This is a genomic window from Azospirillum sp. B21, from assembly GCF_008364825.1.
Taxonomy (GTDB): domain Bacteria; phylum Pseudomonadota; class Alphaproteobacteria; order Azospirillales; family Azospirillaceae; genus Azospirillum.
On the sequence record NZ_VTTO01000031.1, the window covers coordinates 19,563 to 38,071 of the forward strand.

The window sequence follows — 18,509 nt, forward strand, 5'->3', positions numbered from 1 at the left end:
CGCGACCAGAGGAGAAGCCCCTCCCCATGATCACGTTTCCGAAGCCCAGCCTTCCCAAATGGCGCCCGTCGCGGCGCGAGCTGCTGTGGACCGCCGCCGCCGGCGCCGTGCTGGCCAGCTGCCGCGGCGCCTCCGGCCCGACGCCGGCCGAGGCCGCGTCGTCCCATGCCGCCGGGGCTGCGGAGCCGGCGGTGACCTTGCGCGACGCCTGCCGGGCGCTGGGCATCCGCCACGGCGCGGCGCGCGACCACTACATCGACCCGGAAGATCCGATGCTTGACCGGCTGATGGCGCGGGAATGCGACGTCGTCACACCGGAAAACGGCGGCAAATGGGGTGTCTTCCAGCACACCGAAGGCAATTACGACTGGCGCCGCTTCGATGCGGCGGTGGAGCTGGCGCGGTCGATCGGCGCCACGCCGAACTGGCACACGATCATCTGGCAGCATATGGGCATGCCGCCCTACATGAAGCTTCCGGCGGCCCGGCAGGCGGAACTGGGCATTTCGGAAGGCGCCTATTTCTCGCCCGAAGGCACGCTCAGCGCCGAGAATGTCTGGCCGCGCTTCACCGGCGTGGTCGAGGCGGTGCGCCAGCGCTACGGCGACATCTTCTACCGCATCGACGTCGCCAACGAAGTCTTCTTCTGGGAAACGGTGGAGAGCCACCCGCGCCAGCAGGACCGCTACGGATTCCGCCGCGGCATGTGGTGGGTGGCGGCCGGCGGCGAGGAAAAGGGGCCGGAATGGCTCGACCCCTTCTTCCACCATGTTCACAAGGCCTTCCCCAAGGCGAAGCTGGTGCTGAACGAGTTCGGCATCGAGATCGACGAGGGCTGGCAGCAGCGCAAGCGCGCCTATCTGCTGGACTGGCTGACCGGGGCGGTGAAGCGCGGCGTGCCGATCCACGGCATCGGGCTGCAGAGCCACCTGATCGGCGGCAAGCCCTATGACAGCGCCGGCATGCGCAAGTTCCTGCGCGCGGTCGACAAGCTGGGCCTGACCGTCCATCTGACGGAGATGGACGTCGACGAGACCCGCCTGCCCCGTTCCTGGTCGCGGGCGGAGAAGGACCGGGCGATGGCCCTGCTGGCCCGCAACTATCTGGCCGACGTGCTGGACAATGCCCGGCTGGAGGAGCTGTGCTGGTGGCACCTGCGCTCCGACCTGAACTTCATCGCCAGGGAACATGCGGAGCTGAAGCCGCACCCCTCCCCCTATGATGCGAATTCCCGGCCGTTGCCGCTCTATGCGGCGGTGGTGGACACGCTGCAGGACAAGGCGCGGACCGGCAAGGCACGGTCGGGCTGAGGCGCCCGCGACCTGAAACGGCGCATGTATCGGCAGTGGTACGCCCTTCTTGGAATCCACCCCCTCCGATAGGCCCGCGATCCTGCCCCTTCGCGTGCGAGCGTCCGGTTGCGCTCCCGTTTAGAGTCCCTCGAAGCGTCCGGCACCCCCCTGAACGAGAGGTCGATCGTGCAGAACACAGCCGACACATTGCCGATGGATCGCCTGCCCGCCGACCAAGCGGGCGGAGACGCCCTCGTCGAGCGCTACCGGCGGAAGTTCCACCTCTCGCCGACCTATCCGCTGACGGCGGAGATGGTTCATCGGCACTGGGATCTGGAGCGGCGTCTTGCCCGGGAGTTGCTGCAGACCAAGCCCGAAGAGCGCTGGGACGCCTTCGAGCAGGCCTACACCACGCTCTACAGCAGCTGCCCCTGGCTGAACGAGGCGGAGGACGACGCCCACACCCGCAACGACGACTTGGACTTCCGCCATTTCCTGACCCTGCTCGGCGGGCCGCAGGACGTGTACGAGGTGGGCTCGGGCAAGGCGCGGCTCCTGCGCTATCTCGCCCGCCATGGCTACCGCTGTGTCGCGACCGAGGTGACGCGCGAACGCGGCGCCAGCTGGATCGAGCAGGATTCCAACATCACCTGGAAGAACAGCGACGGCGTGCATCTGGCCCGGTTCGAGCCGGCCGACCGCTATGACAGCGTGATCTCCACCCATGTGGTCGAGCACATGCATCCCGACGACGTCGTCACCCACATGGCGAATGTCCGGACCATCCTGAAGCCGGGCGGAAAATACGTCCTGAGCATGCCGCACAAATACACCGGTCCGGCCGACCTGTCGGAGGTGTTCGGTTTGCACGAGCCGGTCTGCATGCATCTGCGCGAATACCGCTGGGACGAGACGGCGGCGATGCTGCGCGAGGCCGGCTTCGAGCGCGTCGAAGCGGTCTATGTCGTTCCGATGGCCGTGCGCCGCCGGCTGAACCTGCATTTCGCCAGCCGCGCCTATTTCGGCTATGTGCGGCTGGTTGAGGCATTTTTGGGACGGCTGCCGTTAACCCTTAATCGCAAGCTCGGAAGGGTTGGTCAGCTCTTTATGTTCCGGCCGGAGGTGTTCGTGGTGGCTCACAAGCCCAGGTAACTCCTTTCCGCGCATTGCTAAAGCACTGAAAAATAAAGCATCAGGGACACGATCTACCCCTTTGTTGCAGCAATGCATCGACAAAGGGGTTTTTCGTGTCCCTTTCTTTTCACAGGCGACAGTGGCATTAGAGCCGCATTTCCCTAAAATTTGAAATAGCTCGTTAACCTTTTCCGGCCAGTCTGGGCTCCAGCGAAAACACGGAAAAGAGGATTACTTCCAATGGCAACGAACCCCGTCGATATGACTTTCGTCGTCAATGCCTCGGGTGTGGCTGCCGGAGGAGTCTGGCCGCACTTCAAGTTCCTCGTCGACGGCGTCTCCGTCGGCCAGGCCACGGTCAATTCCACCAGCGCGGGTAAGTACAGCTTCACCACCAAGGTGGCGCCGGACGCCGCGCACAAGGTTCAGGTCGTGTACGACAACGACTGGCTGTCGACCGACAAGGCCGGCATGTACCGCGATCTGATCGTCAAGTCGATCGAAGTCAACGGCAAGACCATCGCTTCCAACAGCTCGACGGTCTCCTACGCCGCTGAGGGCCAGGGCACCCTGTCCGGCCGCGAAGTTCTGTCCTGGAGCGGCTCGCTCGACTTCAACATGTCCAAGGACGTGTTCGCCGGCGCCGCCGGGACCCCGACCACCCCCACCACCCCGACCACCCCGACCACCGGCGGCACGCCGATCGTCGTGAACGCCTACGGCAATGCGGCCGGCGGCGTGAACGCCCACTTCAAGGTCCTGGTCGACGGCAAGGTGATCGGTGAGGCCACCGCCGGCACCGCCGCGAAGGACTTCACCTTCAACGCCAACGTCAGCGCCGACGTGGCCCACAAGGTCCAGATCCAGTACGACAACGACGGCGTGGTCAACGGCGCCGACCGCAACCTGTACGTCAACAAGATCACCATCGGCGGCCACGCCGTCGCCCCGACCGACAGCATCGTGTCGATCGACAAGGGCGCGCTGGACGGCAAGGACGTCATCGCCGGCCAGAAGTCCATGTGGTGGAACAGCACCATGGAAGTGAAGGCCGACAAGTCCTGGTTCGCCGGCGCCACCACGCCGACGCCGACCCCGTCCAACCCGTCGCAGCCGAGCCTGTCGGTCAACGACGTGTCGGTGGCCGAGCCGACCGGCAGCACCTCCTCCGGCGGCATCCAGGGCTTCCTGAGCACCAAGGGCAACCAGATCGTCGACGAGGCCGGCAACACCGTCCGCCTCACCGGCATCAACTGGTTCGGCGGCGAGGGCTACAACTACGTGCCCGCCGGCCTGTGGGCCGACAGCTACCAGGGCCACCTGGAGAAGATGAAGTCGGTCGGCTTCAACACCATCCGCCTGACCATGTCGGACGAGATGTTCACCAGCTCGGCCGTGACCAACGGCATCGACTATTCGAAGAACCCGGATCTGGTCGGCCTGACCCGTCTGCAGGTCTATGACAAGGTCATCGACCATGCCGGCAAGCTCGGCATGAAGGTGATCCTCGACCACCACCGCAACGACGGCGGCGCCGGCACCAACGAGCATGGGCTGTGGTACAGCAGCCGCTTCCCGGAATCGAAGATGATCGAAAACTGGAAGATGCTGGCCAAGCATTATGCCGGGAACGAGACCGTCATCGGCGCCGACCTGCACAACGAGCCGAGCGTCACGGCCACCTGGGGCGGCAGCGCCGCCACCGACTGGGCCTCGGCCGCCGAGCGCATCGGCAATGCCATCCAGACCGTGAACAAGGACTGGCTGCTGTTCGTCGAAGGCACGGAATGGAGCAGCACGCTGGCCGGTGCGCAGTCCCGCCCGATCCATTTCGACACCCCCAACAAGCTCGTCTACTCGCCGCATGCCTACGGCCACAGCGTCGGCAACTTCAGCTGGCTGAACGACCCGGCCTATCCGAACAACCTGCCGGCCCAGTACGACAAGATGTGGGGCTACCTGTACAAGAACGACACCGCGCCGATCCTGCTCGGCGAATGGGGTGGCCTGTTCAACAGCTCGGCCGAGCAGACCTGGGCCCGGACCATGGGCAAGTACCTGAACGGCGACTGGAACCTGGACGGCAAGAGCGACATCGCCGCTGGCGACAAGGGCATGAGCTGGACCTTCTGGGCCTGGACGCCGGAATCGGGTGACGTGGGCGGCATCCTGATGGACGACTACAAGACCATCAACCAGTCCAAGATCAACCTGATCAAGCCGGCGATGGAAGGCGCGATCTTCGACACCGCCGGCGGCTCCAGCACCCCGAACACGGCCAACGCCACCTTCACGGTGAAGCTGTCGGCGGCCTCCGGCACCCCGGTGACGGTGGATTACGCCACGGTCGACGGGACGGCCAAGGCCGGTTCGGACTACACCGCCACCAGCGGCAAGCTGACCTTCGCCGCCGGCGAGACCACCAAGACCGTCACGGTCAAGGTGCTGAGCGACAGCGTGACGGAAGGCAACGAGACCTTCAGCCTGAAGATCTCCAACGCGACCGCCGCGACCATCGCCGACGCCACCGGCACCGGCACGATCACCTCGGCCGCCGCCAAGGCCGCCGCCGCGTCGCTGGGCTCGGCCGACCTGCTGGCCCACACGATGACCACCACCGCCGGCACGGCCGCCGCCGACCTGCCGACGGCCTCGATCGCCAGCATCGACAGCACGGCCACCGACCTGTCGCACGCCGCCTACGACACCGGCTACCACGGCATGGAGTGGCACGACCCGCTGGCGTACGCCGCCTAAGGGTCTGTCCTTACTGACATCCTACGTGACGGGAAAGGGCCGGCAGCATGGCTGCCGGCCCTTTTTCCGTTCCGCGGTCCGCAGGCGTCAGCCAAGGACTGGGGAGGCGGCGGCGGTCGACGCCATGGCGGACGGGCCGCCGACCGGTGCCGGATGCGGGATGTCGGGGATGGTGACCTCCGCCACCGCCTTTCCCGGATTGCCGGCGACGACGGTGCGGCGCGGCATCGGCTTGGTGACGACGGAGGACGCGGCGACGATGCATTCGTCGCCGATGGACACGCCGATCACCACCGCATGCGGCCCGACCCAGACGCCGTCGCCCAGTTCCGGATAATGGGTCACCCGCCCGCCGGGAAGCAGGTCGTCCTTCTGGCCGAGCGTGACGCCATGGAACAGGGTGACATTGGCGCCGATGCGGGCGTTGGCGTTCACCACCAGCCCCCAGCCGTGCAGGATGCGCAGGCCGGGGCCGACCTCGGTCTCCCACGGTAGGTCCATGGCGGCGGAATGCTGGGTCCAGCGGTGCAGCAGCCGGCAGGCGGCCAGCAGCGGCTTGCGCAACGGACCCGCCATCCGGTTCGCCGCCTGGCAGCTGCGCAGGGTGAAGGTCACCCGGAACATGCGGTTGCCGGCCAGCAGTTTCAGCACCGCCCCAAGGCCGGAGCCGCCGCCGTAGCGGACGGCATCCGCCGCGAGGGTCTGCCGATAGGTGTAGCGGGGAGCGTCCTGCATCGCGGTGTGATCCTCCCGGGGGTCAATCATTGTCACGCCGCCTGCGGACGGCGAAGAAACCGGCCGGCCATGCGGAACAGCATCGCGCGGTCGGTCTTGCCGAAGCTCGGCCCGAACAGGGCGACGATGGCGAACAGCATGGTCAGGCCGACCTTGGCGGCGGTGTAGGTCGGGTTCACCTCGAAGCCGAACAGGGCCAGCCCGGCCAGATAGGCGACGGCGCCGGGCGCCAAAATGCCCAGGATGCGGAGCACACTCAGCGGCGGCTCCTTCGGGCTGAGGCGGCGGCACAGCGCCTCGGTGGCGACCAGCATCACCAGCTCGCGCCCCAGCACGCCGATGGCACCGCCCATCAGGCCGAGCGGCCCCAGGGTGATCGCCATGATCAGCACGCCGACCGCCAGCCCGCCCAGCGAGATCGCCGGCAGCACGCCGACCTTCTTGGTCTTCACCAGCCCGACCTCTGCATGCATGCGCACCCCGTGCACCACATAGGCCAGCACCAGCAGCGGCATGCAGGGCAGCACCGTGTCGTACTCGCTGGACGCGATCAGCCACAGCACCTCCGGCGCGGTCAGCGCCATGCCCAGCGCCGCGGCCGACAGCAGGACGACGAACAGGTAGAAGACGAATTCCGACTGCTCCCGGCCGGCGGTATTCTCCTGCGCCTCGATCCGGCTGACCGACCAGATCTGCAGGAAGGACGCAGTCAGGAACATGTAGAGCATGGTGGCGAGCCGCAGCCCGAAGGAGAGCACGCCGACCGCCGCCACGCCCATCAGCAGGTTGACCAGATAGCGCATGGCGAACTGGTTGCCCATGTCCAGCATGGTCTGCGGCATGAAGGGCAGGCCCAGCACCGCCACCCGCTTCAGCAGCCCGAAGGAGAAGCCGAGCCCGTTCGCCGCCAGGATCGCCACGGTCAGCCCGACGCCCAGCCCGACGAAGGTGATGGCGTTGGCAAGGAAGATGCCGGTGACGCCCAGGTCCATCCACAGCAGGAAGCTGAGGTTGAGGCCGATCAGCCCGACCGCCTTGCCGACGGAGATCAGCAGGCAGGTGCCCGACCGCTTGTGGACCCGGTAATAGGCGAGCGCCAGCTCGAACACCGCGCTGAAGGCGATGCCGGCGAAGGCGAAGGCGATGATCGGTCCCTGGTCCCGGCTGCCGAACAGCAGCTCGCTGGCGCCCCAGCCGGCCGGCAGAGCCACCGCCAGCAGGCCCAGCGAGGCGGCCCACAAGCCAATCATCGTCGTGCTGACAACGCGGGACCGGCCGCGCTCGTCCGGATGTTCGAAATAGACGACGGTAAAGGCGTTGATCATTCCGATCATCAGCATGACGGCGACGATGTCGCCCACGACGCTGATCAGGGCGTAGACGCCGAACTCCGCCGGTGACAGGACCTTGGCATAGAGCGGCAGCAGAAGCAGTCCCGCGGCGCGGTTGACCACATTCGCCACCATGAACATCCAGCCATGCTTGATGATGGTGCCAGCTTCGAGAGCCATCCGGTTTCCTTCGCCCCCTGTTACCCACCGTCCCTCCCCCGCCCCGCTCGCCCCGGTTCCACTCGGGATGGGGCGCGCGGCGTCCGGTGCATCACACAGGCGCACAACGGGAATGGAGCGCGGGAAAGGACCGCGCCAAATCTCGGCGGCGGTCCGGAAAGCGTCAATTCGGCCTTGAAGCGACGGCGGCACTCTTCGGTGCTAGTCACCACGGCTTCGGTCAGCGGACCTGCCAGAGGAACCGGACCTCCGGATTAGGCATTCCGGCGGACTGGCACGCTGCCTCCTACGCCCTGCAACAGGCAAGGGTGCGTTCGCGCCGCGCCCTCGCTCGGAATCGTTGATCATCCTCCATAGGAAAAGCCGGGTGGACACCCCTCCCCGCAAGTTTGGAGATCGCCCCCTTCCGCGCCCCCGTTATCCGACCGGTCGAGGGAGGCTGCGGCCCGTTTCTACCCACAATTCGCGGTGAGTTCAGGTGTCGACAGGGGTGCGGCACCACCTTGCCCTTACCCCGAAACGCTATCCCCGCCGGGCGCTGCATCCAAAAGTATCCCCATTAATATTCGGCTGTGCGCACCCTTTGAAACTCCGGTGGTATCGCGGACGCGAAATCAACGTCCGTATGCACTGTTGCTGCCTGCGCCTCCTCATCCTAATTCGTCCTCAACGAACCGCGGATCGGCTGACAAAAATCATGAAAGAGCGATCTTTACACAAATGCGCCGCTGCAGACTTCGCGGCGCAGCAAAGTAAAGACGGGCCGTTTCCCAAGAGACGCTGATGACGAGCGACCACCCGCACGAATGGCCGTGCGGTGGCTGGCATTCCCTTCAACCACGGGACCTGCGATGAGCAAACTGGACCCAGAAGCGGTCATCGATCTGACCTCGGCTAAGAAGGCGACGTTCCCGACGATCGCCCCCGGGCTGTTGCTGGCACTCTCCGATGGCCTCGTTCTCGCCTTGGTGGGTTGGACGCTCAACCATTTCCTCGGCACCGACCCGCTGATCGATCCGGTGGAGGCCGCCGCCTGGCAGCGGTCGCTGGTCACCGGCCTCATGCTGGTGCCGCTGGTGAAGTCGGTGTTCGGCATCTACACCCTCGGTCGGTTCGACTACATGGAACGGACGAGGCGGACTTTTCAGGCCGCCTTCCTGTGCTGCGCCGTCCTAGCCGTCCCCTTCATCGTGATGGAAGGCTTCCGCTCCTTCTTCGTGGAGGCGCTGTCGATCGCGCTGCTCGGCTTCGCCGTCACCTATGTGGCGGACCTGCTGCTGATCCAGGGGCTGCTGTCCAGCGCGCTGGACTGGCGCACGCCGGTGATGATCGTCGGCGCCGGCCCGCAAGGTGCCGCCATCGCCGAGAAGCTGCAGCGCCTGCCCTGGCTCGGGATGCGTCCGGTCGGCTTCGTCGACGACGACGACAGCCTGTGGCAGACCCGCGTCGCCGGCCTGCCGGTGATGGGTCCGGTCGAACTGCTGGCCAAGTCGCCCGCCGTCGCCCGCCAGGCCAGTGCCGCCATCGTCGCCGACATGGGACGCCACGGCAGCGACCTGACCGGTCTGGTGCGCACCCTGCCCTTCCGCCAGGTCTATTGCGTGCTGGGCGAGGGCAACGTCAGCGCCGTCGACGCGACCTACCACAACCTGCACGGCTCGCTGGCCCTGCGCGTCAGCGTCCGCCCGCCGACCGGCTACCTGCGCATCCGCCGCGCCATGGACATCGTGCTGTCGGCGATCCTGCTGGTCGTGGTGGCGCCGCTGATGCTGGGCCTCGCCGTCGCCATCAAGCTGGACAGCCCCGGCCCGGTGATGTTCCGCCAGAAGCGCTGGGCCGGCGGCAAGCAGACCTTCGACCTGCTGAAGTTCCGCTCCATGCATGTCGATGCCGAGGAACAGCTGCAGCAGCTGCTGGAGAACGACCCGGTCGCCCGCGAAGAGTACATGACCTACCACAAGCTGACGGTCGATCCGCGCATCACCCCGCTCGGCCGCTTCCTGCGCAAGACCTCGCTCGACGAGCTGCCGCAGCTGTGGAACATCCTGATGGGCGACATGAGCCTGATCGGCCCGCGTGCCTACATGCCGAAGGAGCTGCCGGAGGTGGGTGACTCCGCCGCGGTGATCGGCACCGTCCGTCCGGGCCTGACCGGATACTGGCAGGTGTCCGGCCGCCACCGCACCACCTTCCAGGAACGCGTGTCGATGGATGTCTTCTATGTCCGCAACTGCGGCCTGCTGTTCGACTTCTTCATCCTCTGCAAGACCGCGGTGATGGTGCTGAAGGGCGACGGTTCGTAAAGCCGCCGCCATCCCGGACCGAATGCCAGCCAGACCCCCGCGCCACCCGTGCGGGGGTCTTTTTTCGTCCACGCCCCGGCCGTTCCGGAAAATGCTTAGGGACCATTCCCTTTTTCGGGCGGTAAAGCGAGCGGAAAACGCGATTCCGGCTACCCCTTTCGGGCGCGGCCTCCTTCGGTCTAATGCCACCGCCCGGCTACGAGATGGGGGGTGGCAACCGCATCTTCAGTGCTGCAAAGCCGAACACGGTACGGCAGCCTAAGGGAAAGCCGATGAAAATCCTCGATTTTCTGGAAAAAAGCATCGCCGTCATCGGCATCATCGCCTTCGGGGGCTCGGTGCTTCCGCTGATGCTGACCGGCGGCGACCCGCTGGCCGGCGACCTGGATTCCGCCGGCGTCACGATGTTCTACGGCGGCATCTATGTCCTGCTGCTTGGCGCGATCGCGCTGAGGCCGGCGATCGCCTTCCAGATTCCCTTCGCCAGCCCGGCACTGACGGCGATGATCGCCTTCGCCTTCCTGACCGCATTGTGGTCGCTGTTCCCGGACGTGACGCTGCGCCGGTCGATCGCCTTCCTGTTCACCACGGTGTTCGGCATCTGGCTCGGCCTGCGGTTCCGCTTCCCCGAGATCATGCGGCTGATCGTGGTCGGGCTGTCGGTGCTGATGTTCGTCTCCTTCTTCATGATCTTCGCGATGCCGGAGATCGGGCTGGACAGCGCCCAGCATGTCGGCGCCTGGAAGGGCGTGTTCTTCCAGAAGAACGTGACCGGCCGCATGATGGTCTGGCTGATCCTGGCCCTGGTCTGGCTGGACTGGCAGAAGGAGCAGAGCCGCTGGGTCACCCGGCCGCTGATGATCCTGGCCATGCTGCTGATCGTCATGAGCCGGTCGGGCACCGGCCTGATCACCTCCATCCTGGTGTCGGTGGCGCTGCTGTCCACCACCATGCTGCGCGGCAGCATCCGCAACTTCGCCCCCACCATGGCGCTGCTGCTGGCCCTGCTCGTCATCATGGTCACGGCGGGCGCCACCTTCTGGTACGACGTGCTCTACGCTCTGGGCCGCGATCCCACCCTGACCGGACGCACCGTCCTGTGGGAGCACATCGTCCATTCCGTCGGCGAGCGTCCGCTGCAGGGTTACGGCTATGCCGCCTACTGGTTCGGCTTCAACGGTCCGGGGTCCAGCTTCACCCGCGACTGGGGCATCACGTCGGCCCACAGCGGTTGGCTGGAGCTGACGCTCGATCTTGGGCTGGTGGGCGTGGCACTGGTGCTGGTGTTGCTCTGCCGCCTGCTGTTCCAGGGCTTCTTCGCCGCCCGCTACGGCAACAGCCGGCCCGAGGCCGCCTGGACCTTCGCCGTCGGCTGCGCCCTGCTGGCGGTGTCGGTGTCGGAGAGCGTGTTCGCCGAGCGCCATTCCATGAATTGGGTGATCGCCACCATCGCCGTCGTCCGTCTGGTTCAGCAGAGCCGTTGGCAGCGGCTGCTGAACGACCGCGCCGCGGAACAGGCCCGGCTGCGCCGGCATGCCTCGGCCGGGATGAACCCCTCGGGCATGGGGCCGGCCTACGCCACCCAGAGCCGGGGGCTTTAGCCGCCGCATCCGGCCTGCACAGGGCCCAAGTCACCAGCGACCTTTCCCATTTTCCTTCGACCGAAGGCAGACCCATGAGCCAGAACAACGAGCCGGCAAGCTTCAACCGTCCGGCAACCGGCAAGCAAGGGGCCGGCAAGCAAGGGCCCGGCGAACAGGCGGGCAACGATGAGGCGGCGCCCAACGAGCAGGTCACCGTCGTCATCCCCACGCGCAACCGTCCGGACATGGTGATGCGGGCGGTGCGCAGCGCGCTCGACCAGACCTACCGCGATCTGGACGTGATCGTGGTGATCGACGGCCCGGATCCCGCCACCGCCTCCCATCTGGCGACGCTGGCCGATCCGCGGCTGACCGTGATGGAACTCGAGACCAACCACGGTGCGGCGGAGGCCCGCAACATCGGGGTGCGCGCCGCGCGTGGCGACTGGATCGCCTTCCTCGACGACGACGACCATTGGATGCCGGAGAAGGTGGAACTGCAGATGGCGGCCCGCCCGGCCGACGTCCGCTTCCCCATCATCAGCTGCCGCTGTCAGGTGGTGACCGCCCGCGGCACCTTCGCCTGGCCGCGCCGGCTGTCGACGCCGGCCGACGCCATCGGCGACTACCTGTTCGTCCGCCGCGGCCTGTTCAAGGGCGAGACCTTCGCCCCCACCACGACCCTGCTGACGCCCAAGGCGCTGCTGCTGCGCAACCCCGTTCCCAAGTCCCGTTTCGACGATTGGGAATGGCTGATCACCTGCGGCCGGATCGACGGCGTGGCGCTGATCCATATCCCCGACGTGATGGCCGTCCATTACACCGAGGAGAACAACCGGGTCACGCTGTCGACCTGCCACAACATCAACCACGCGCTGGAATGGGCGGAGGAGATGCGCAACCACCTCTCCCCGCGCGCCTATGCCAGCCTTCTCCTCCAGGCGACCGGCGGCGAGCAGGCGGCACGCACTGCAGGCACCCGCTGGCGGATCCTGAATTCCGCCTTACGCGACGGGCAGCCGACGCCGATGGCGCTCGCCACCTTCACCATGCACTCGCTGATGCCCGTCGGATTGCGACGCCGGCTGCGCCAAGCGCTGTTCTCCGCGTCCGACGCCGCCTGAGCCCGAAACAAGGACCCTGACGCCTATGGACAGCATCAACGACAGCCGTGCCCCCAGCCGTCAGCCGGAAACGGCCAAGCGCACCGTGGTCGTCTTCGCGACGCCGGGCGCGCTGGACGGCGGCGGCGGCATCGGCCGCATGACGGGCTATGTGGTCGACCAGTTCGACAAGACGGGGACGACCCAATCGATCATCCTCGACACCCGCGGCACCGGGAGCGTTCTGCTGTCACCCTTCTACCTCGGCTTAACCCTGGCGCGGATGGCCTGGATCCTGGCCCGCCGCCGGGCATCGGTCGTGCACATCAACGTGTCGGAGCGCGCCAGCTTCCTGCGCAAGGCGGCGGTGCAGGCGGTGGCCGGGCTGCTGTCCTGCCCCACCGTCGTCCATCTGCACGGCGCATCCTTCGTCGAATATTTCGAAGGCGGCGTCTTCGCCCGCGCGATCAGCCGCTGGCTGTTCAACCGCTGCGGCCGGGTCGTCGTGCTGGGCGACAACTGGCGCGACTATCTGGTCCAGTCGGTCCGCACCGATCCCCGCAAGATCCGGGTGCTCTACAACGCCGTTCCCGATGTCGGCGCCGATCTCGGCACCCGTCCGCCACCCGAACCGGGGGCCGTCCTGTCCCTGCTGGTGCTGGCCAACCTGTCGGAACGCAAGGGCATCGGCACCCTGCTGCGCGCCTGCGCCCTGCTGAAGGAGCGCGGCCAGCCCTTCCGGGTCACCATCGGCGGCGGCGGCGACGTGGACGGCTACCGCGCCATGGCCGCGGAACTGGGGGTGGCGGAGGAGTGCAGCTTCCTCGGCTGGATCGGCCGGGAGGAGGCGCACGCCCACATCCGCTCCCACGACATGCTTCTGCTGCCCTCGACCCATGAAGGCCTGCCGATGGTGATCCTCGAGGCGCTGTCGGCGCAGCTGCCGGTGATCACCACCCCGGTCGGCTCGATCCCGGAGGTGCTGGCCGATGGCGAGACCGCGCGGATCATCCCGGTCAACGACGCCGCCGCCCTGGCCGGCGCGATCATGGAGGTCGGCAGCGACTCGGCGCTCTACAGCCGCCTGGCGGAGCAGGGACGCCGGCTGTTCCTGAAGCAGTTCGTGATCGACGCCTATGCCAAGTCCCTTTTGGCCATCTACCAGGAGCTGGACCGCAGCGGAACCGAGCTGTCGGGGGAGTTGGACAAGCTGGCCGGATCGGCCGCCGCGGCCTCCAAGCGGCGGTGACGGCAAGCGGCTGCCGACTCGATGATCGGGGTAGGAAACAATCAGGAAGCGTATAACCGGAATGGAGATTGAACATGCACAGGTTGGGTAACCATACCGGCAGGCCAACCCGTTCGGTCGCTCCACAGCGTGCGGGTGCGGCATCGCGTAAACTTGCACCTGCACGTCGCCCGGCCCCCGGCCGCGGAACGTTCCAACCGGCGGCAGCCGACCGGCCGCACCACAGTTTGCAGTCCCCCGGCGCCTGACCGACAGGCAAAAGGGATAGAGGCCGAAAACAAAACAAGCCCGCCGCTGCCGTCGAAGGACGGGCGTCAAACGGCAAAATGCCGGGACGCGAAAGAGGAAAGGCGGGCCGGGAAAGGATCAGGAGTGGACATGATTTACATCGTCTCCCCCGGCGGCACCCAGGAGAAAGGCGGAATGGGCCGTGTGGTCGACAACTTCACCACCGATCTCCGGCAGAATTGCCCGGACGTGAAGTTCGAAGTGGTCGACAGCTACGGTCCGGGCAAATTCCACCTGATGCCCCTCTACTTCGCACGGGCCACCGCCCGCCTCGCCGGCTGCTTCGTCGCCGGAAAAGCCGACCTCGTCCACATCCACATGGCGGAATATGGCAGTGTCCTGCGCAAGGGCATCCTGATCGCCATGGCCCGCACCTTCGGCGTGCCGGTCGTCCTGCACCTGCATGGCGGGCGTTTCCCGAAGCACTTCAAGGACTCCAGCCCGATCATGCGCTGGGCGATCCGCCGCATGATGGCGATGACCAGCGAGATCGTCGTGCTGGGCGAATTCTGGCGCGACTGGGTGGCCGAGGCCTTCGGGCCGGAGGCGCGCCAGCGCACCACCCTGCTGCACAACGCCGTTCCCGGCCCGGCGAAGCCCCCGGTCCGCGACGATGCGGAGGAAGGCTTCGCCGGTCCGGTGCGCCTGCTGTTCCTCGGTCGGCTGATCAAGCTGAAGGGCATCGACGTCCTGCTGAACGCGCTGGCATCCCCCGCCTGCCGCGACCGCAACTGGCAGGTCACCATCGCCGGCGACGGCGATCTGGAGACCTACCGCAGCCTCGCGACGGAGCTGGGCATCGCCGACCGCGTGACCTTCACCGGCTGGCTCGATCAGACCGGCTGCCGGCGCGAGCTGGCCAACGCCCATGTGCTGGTCCAGCCGTCGATGTTCGAAGGTCTGCCGATGTCGGTGCTGGAGGCGATGGCGGAAGGCCTGACCATCGTCGCCACCCCGGTCGGCAGCGTTCCCGACGCCATCGCCGACGGCGAGACCGGGCTGCTGGTGCCGCCGGGCGACGTCGCCGCGCTGGCCGACACGCTGGCCCGGGTGATCGACGACCGCACCCTGCGCCGCAACCTCGGTGCCGGCGCACGCGCCCGGTGGGAGCGCCAGTTCGACGTCGCGGTGTTCCGCGAACGGCTGCTGGAGATCTACCGCCGCAACGCCCGCGGCAGCCTGAGCACGACACCCGCCGTCCCGGCCGGGCCTGTGCCGGCCTCCGGGCCGACCGGCCATTCCAAAAGCACGACCGGCTGAAGCAACGAGACCAGCCCTACCCCCGGTCCCGGCACGGACCGGGGGCATCGACAAGAAGGAGGGTAAGCACCATGAAGAACGCCATCGCCAATCTGGTGCGCTGGTCGGGGTTCGGTGCGATGCAGCGGTTCCTGAAGGCGCGCCACGGCGTCACCATCGTCGTCTACCACGACCCGACTCCGGAGGTGCTGCGCGAGCACATGCGGTGGTATTCGAAGCACTATGGCTTCACCACCCTGGACGCGGTGGCGACCGCGATGGAAACCGGCAGGTGGGACAAGCTGCCCGCCTATCCGCTGGTGATCACCTTCGACGACGGTCATCGGAACAACACGGAACTGGCGCCGGTGTTCCGCGAATTCGACCTGCGTCCGACGATCTATCTCTGCAGCCAGATCGTCGGCACCGCCCGCCCCTACTGGTGGAAGACCCCCGCCGCCGACGGAATCGGGGTGGAACGGCTGAAGCGGGTCCCCGATCCCGAACGCCGCCGCCTGCTGGCCGAGGCCGGCAACGACCCCGACCGCGACGGCGCCGACCGCCAGGCGATGACCTGGGACGAGATCGCGCGGATGACCGACGTCGCCGATTACGGCGCCCACACCCGCACCCACCCCATCCTGCTGCAATGCGACGACGGCCGCTGCGCTGATGAGATCGCGCTGTGCCGCACCGAGCTGGAAGAGGCGCTGGGCCGGCCCTGCCGTCACTTCGCCTTCCCCAACGGCGATTTCAGCGACCGCGAGGTGGAGGAGATCCGCCGCGCCGGCTACCGCACGGCACGCACCATCGATCCCGGTTGGAACGACGCCTCCACCGATCCCTTGCGGCTGAAGGCCTTCCCGGTGTCCGATGACGCGACGGTGGAATGGCTCAGCGTGCAGCTGACCGGCATTCCGGCATGGCTGCGCAAGCGCAAGGGCGGCACCGGCGGCTCCGAGGCCGGAGAGGTCATGTCCGGATGGTCGGGGCCGATGGCGAAGCCCAAGTCTGCAGGCGTATGACCGCCAATTACTTTCGCACGCCAAAGGTCAGGACACCGTCATCTAGCCCTATAACCAGACAACAGAGTGGCTAACCACAGACTTCAAGGCACTCCTATCCTTTGATCCCTCGCAAAGCAGCGCGATCGTCACAATAAAATTGCATATCACGCCGATGCGAAATCGAAGGCCGGAACGACGATAGGGACAGCAGGCAGGGGGTCAGCCGGAACCCGCCCCCGGACAGTCCCGACGAAGCCCCAGGACCCGGTTTCGACCGAACCCTCTTTGCCACAGAACCCCTTTTGCGACGCAACCCAAGTCGACCGAACCCAGCAGGAGTTTTCAGAGACATGCGGACCGCCACCCTGACCGACACGACCCTGACCGCTCCCGCCCTGCCGGAAATCCGCGCGTTCATCGTGGAGAACTTCCTGCTCGGCAAGGACTCCGGCTTCGACAACAGCGAATCCCTGCTGGAGTCGGGGATCATCGACAGCACGGGCATCATGCACGTCGTCGCCTTCCTGGAAGAGCGCTTCGGCATTGCCGTCGATGACGACGACATGATCGCCGACAACCTGGAATCCGTGGACCGCATCGCCGCCTTCGTCGGCCGCAAGCAGGAACTCCGCAACGCCGCCTGATCTCACGGGAACGACGGCGGAAGCGGCCCAAGCGGATATGGCCGAGACGGGCGCGGCCAAGAAGACGGGCAAAGGCAAGAAGGACATCCTCCCATGGCCCATCTGGTTCACCAGTTCCTCACCGACACGGCCCGGCGCGATCCCCATCGCACCGCGCTGATCGCCGGGGATGCCCGCCGCAGCTTCGCCGAGCTGGATCGTGAAAGCGACGCCGTCGCCTGCGCGCTCCAGTCGGCGGGGATCGCCCGCGGCGACCGCGTCGCGGTGATGCTGGAGAACTCCATCGAGTATGTCGCCGGCCTGTTCGCCACCCTCAAGGCCGGCGGCGTCTTCGTCCCCGTCAATCCGTCCACCAAGGCCGACAAGCTGACCTACCTGCTGGCCGATGCCGGCGTCCGGGTCCTGATCGCACCGGCGGCGCTGGCCCGGCAGGTCCTGCCGGCGCTGGAGGCGGTGGAAACGCCGCCGGCCGTCCTGTGGATCGGCGCCGGTCTGCCCGACGGCGCTACCGGCCTGCTCTACGCCGACGCGCTGGCGGCCCCGCAGCGGCAGCCGGTCGATCCTGGTCTGATCGACCAGGATCTGGCGGCGATCATGTACACCTCCGGCACCACCGGGCGGCCGAAGGGCGTGATGCTGACCCATGCCAACTACGTCAACACCAGTTGGGCGATCTCGACATATCTGGAGAACACGCCCGACGACGTGGTGATGTGCGTCCTGCCGCTGACCTTCGGCTATGGCCTGTCCCAGGTGATGACCGGCGTCCGCGTCGGCTTCACCCTGGTGCTGGAGCGTTCCTTTGCCTTCCCGATGGAAACGCTGAAGCGCATGGTCCAGCATCGGGTCACCGGCCTGCCCGGCGTTCCGACGGTCTTCTCCACCCTGCTGGGTCTGGACGCGGCCAGGACCGCCGATCTCGGCAGCCTGCGCTATCTGACCAACGCCGCCGCTCCGCTGCCGGCCGCCCATCTCCGCCGTCTGCGCGAACGGTTTCCGCAAGCCCTCTTCCATTCCATGTACGGCATGACAGAGTGCTGCACCCGCATCAGCACGCTCAGCCCCGCCGAACTGGACGCGAAGCCGGCCTCCGTCGGCCGCGCCATCCCCAATTGCGAGGCCTTCGTTGCCGACGAGGAGGGCAACCGCCTTCCTCCCGGTCAAGTGGGTGAACTGGTCGTGCGCGGCGCCAACGTGATGCGCGGCTACTGGAACCGGCCGGAGGAGACCGCTCGCCGCCTGCGCCGCGGTCCCCAGGGCGAGACGCTGCTGTTCACCGGCGACCTCTTCACCCAGGACGCCGAAGGGCACCTGTACTTCGTCAGCCGCAAGGACGACGTGTTCAAGTGCCGCGGCGAGAAGGTCAGCCCCCGGGAAGTCGAGAACGCACTGTACGAGTTGGACGGCGTTCTGGAGGCCTGCGTGATCGGCGTCCCGGACGATGCCGACGGCTTGGCGGTCAAAGCCTTCCTCGTCCCGCGCGACGGTGCGGCGCTGTCGGAAGCGGCGATCCGCCAGCACTGCCGCGGCCGGCTGGAAAGCCACCTCGTGCCGAAATTCATCGAGTTCCGCGACAGCCTGCCGAAGACCGACTCCGGCAAGATCAGGCGGGCGGAGCTGGTGGGGGAGGTACAGGCACAGGCCCCCACCCTAACCCTCCCCCG

The 18,509-nt window shown here is 66.9% G+C and carries 13 protein-coding genes; 11 read left to right on the forward strand and 2 right to left on the reverse strand.

Features of this window, described 5'->3' with window-relative positions; all coding sequences use genetic code 11:
- Positions 1-26: 26 nt before the first annotated feature.
- The 3 genes from FZ983_RS32475 to FZ983_RS32485 all read left to right on the forward strand — a co-directional run bounded on the left by FZ983_RS32475 (position 27) and on the right by FZ983_RS32485 (position 5,183).
- Complete coding sequence (locus FZ983_RS32475) at positions 27-1,310, forward strand: endo-1,4-beta-xylanase (RefSeq protein ID WP_149228910.1); 1,284 nt, start codon at positions 27-29, stop codon at positions 1,308-1,310.
- Positions 1,311-1,478: 168 nt separating this feature from the next.
- On the forward strand, positions 1,479-2,444 hold the full coding sequence (locus FZ983_RS32480) for a class I SAM-dependent methyltransferase (RefSeq protein ID WP_149228911.1): 966 nt from the start codon (positions 1,479-1,481) through the stop codon (positions 2,442-2,444).
- Positions 2,445-2,666: 222 nt separating this feature from the next.
- Positions 2,667-5,183 carry a carbohydrate-binding domain-containing protein gene (locus tag FZ983_RS32485; RefSeq protein WP_149228912.1) on the forward strand — a complete coding sequence of 839 codons (2,517 nt, stop codon included), beginning with the start codon at positions 2,667-2,669 and terminating at the stop codon, positions 5,181-5,183.
- Positions 5,184-5,270: 87 nt separating this feature from the next.
- Here FZ983_RS32485 and FZ983_RS32490 read toward each other — a convergent pair whose 3' ends face one another.
- The gene (locus FZ983_RS32490) at positions 5,271-5,918 is read right to left on the reverse strand and encodes a serine acetyltransferase (RefSeq protein ID WP_149228913.1); all 648 of its coding nucleotides are present in this window, start codon (positions 5,916-5,918) and stop codon (positions 5,271-5,273) included.
- Positions 5,919-5,950: 32 nt separating this feature from the next.
- Positions 5,951-7,429 (reverse strand): oligosaccharide flippase family protein, encoded by a 1,479-nt coding sequence (locus tag FZ983_RS32495; protein WP_149228914.1) that lies wholly within the window; start codon positions 7,427-7,429, stop codon positions 5,951-5,953.
- An 851-nt stretch (positions 7,430-8,280) separates the two neighbouring features.
- Here FZ983_RS32495 and FZ983_RS32500 point away from each other — a divergent pair.
- From FZ983_RS32500 to FZ983_RS32535, 8 genes are all read left to right on the forward strand, one after another.
- Positions 8,281-9,732 carry an exopolysaccharide biosynthesis polyprenyl glycosylphosphotransferase gene (locus FZ983_RS32500; protein ID WP_149228915.1) on the forward strand — a complete coding sequence of 484 codons (1,452 nt, stop codon included), beginning with the start codon at positions 8,281-8,283 and terminating at the stop codon, positions 9,730-9,732.
- A gap of 272 nt (positions 9,733-10,004) precedes the next feature.
- Complete coding sequence (locus FZ983_RS32505) at positions 10,005-11,333, forward strand: O-antigen ligase family protein (protein WP_149228916.1); 1,329 nt, start codon at positions 10,005-10,007, stop codon at positions 11,331-11,333.
- A 74-nt stretch (positions 11,334-11,407) separates the two neighbouring features.
- Positions 11,408-12,439, forward strand: coding sequence for a glycosyltransferase family 2 protein (locus tag FZ983_RS32510; RefSeq protein WP_149228917.1), 1,032 nt, complete (start codon positions 11,408-11,410; stop codon positions 12,437-12,439).
- Between the two features lie 25 nt (positions 12,440-12,464).
- A complete protein-coding gene (locus FZ983_RS32515) occupies positions 12,465-13,667 on the forward strand; it encodes a glycosyltransferase family 4 protein (protein ID WP_149228918.1) in 1,203 nt (400 codons plus the stop codon).
- 378 nt (positions 13,668-14,045) lie between these two features.
- A complete protein-coding gene (locus FZ983_RS32520; protein ID WP_211103029.1) occupies positions 14,046-15,215 on the forward strand; it encodes a glycosyltransferase family 4 protein in 1,170 nt (389 codons plus the stop codon).
- 71 nt (positions 15,216-15,286) lie between these two features.
- A complete protein-coding gene (locus tag FZ983_RS32525) occupies positions 15,287-16,219 on the forward strand; it encodes a polysaccharide deacetylase family protein (protein WP_149228919.1) in 933 nt (310 codons plus the stop codon).
- Positions 16,220-16,551: 332 nt separating this feature from the next.
- Positions 16,552-16,845 (forward strand): acyl carrier protein, encoded by a 294-nt coding sequence (locus tag FZ983_RS32530; RefSeq protein WP_014188245.1) that lies wholly within the window; start codon positions 16,552-16,554, stop codon positions 16,843-16,845.
- Positions 16,846-16,938: 93 nt separating this feature from the next.
- Positions 16,939-18,509, forward strand: a 1,571-nt coding sequence (locus FZ983_RS32535) for a class I adenylate-forming enzyme family protein (RefSeq protein ID WP_149228926.1), incomplete at its 3' end; no start/stop codon positions are given.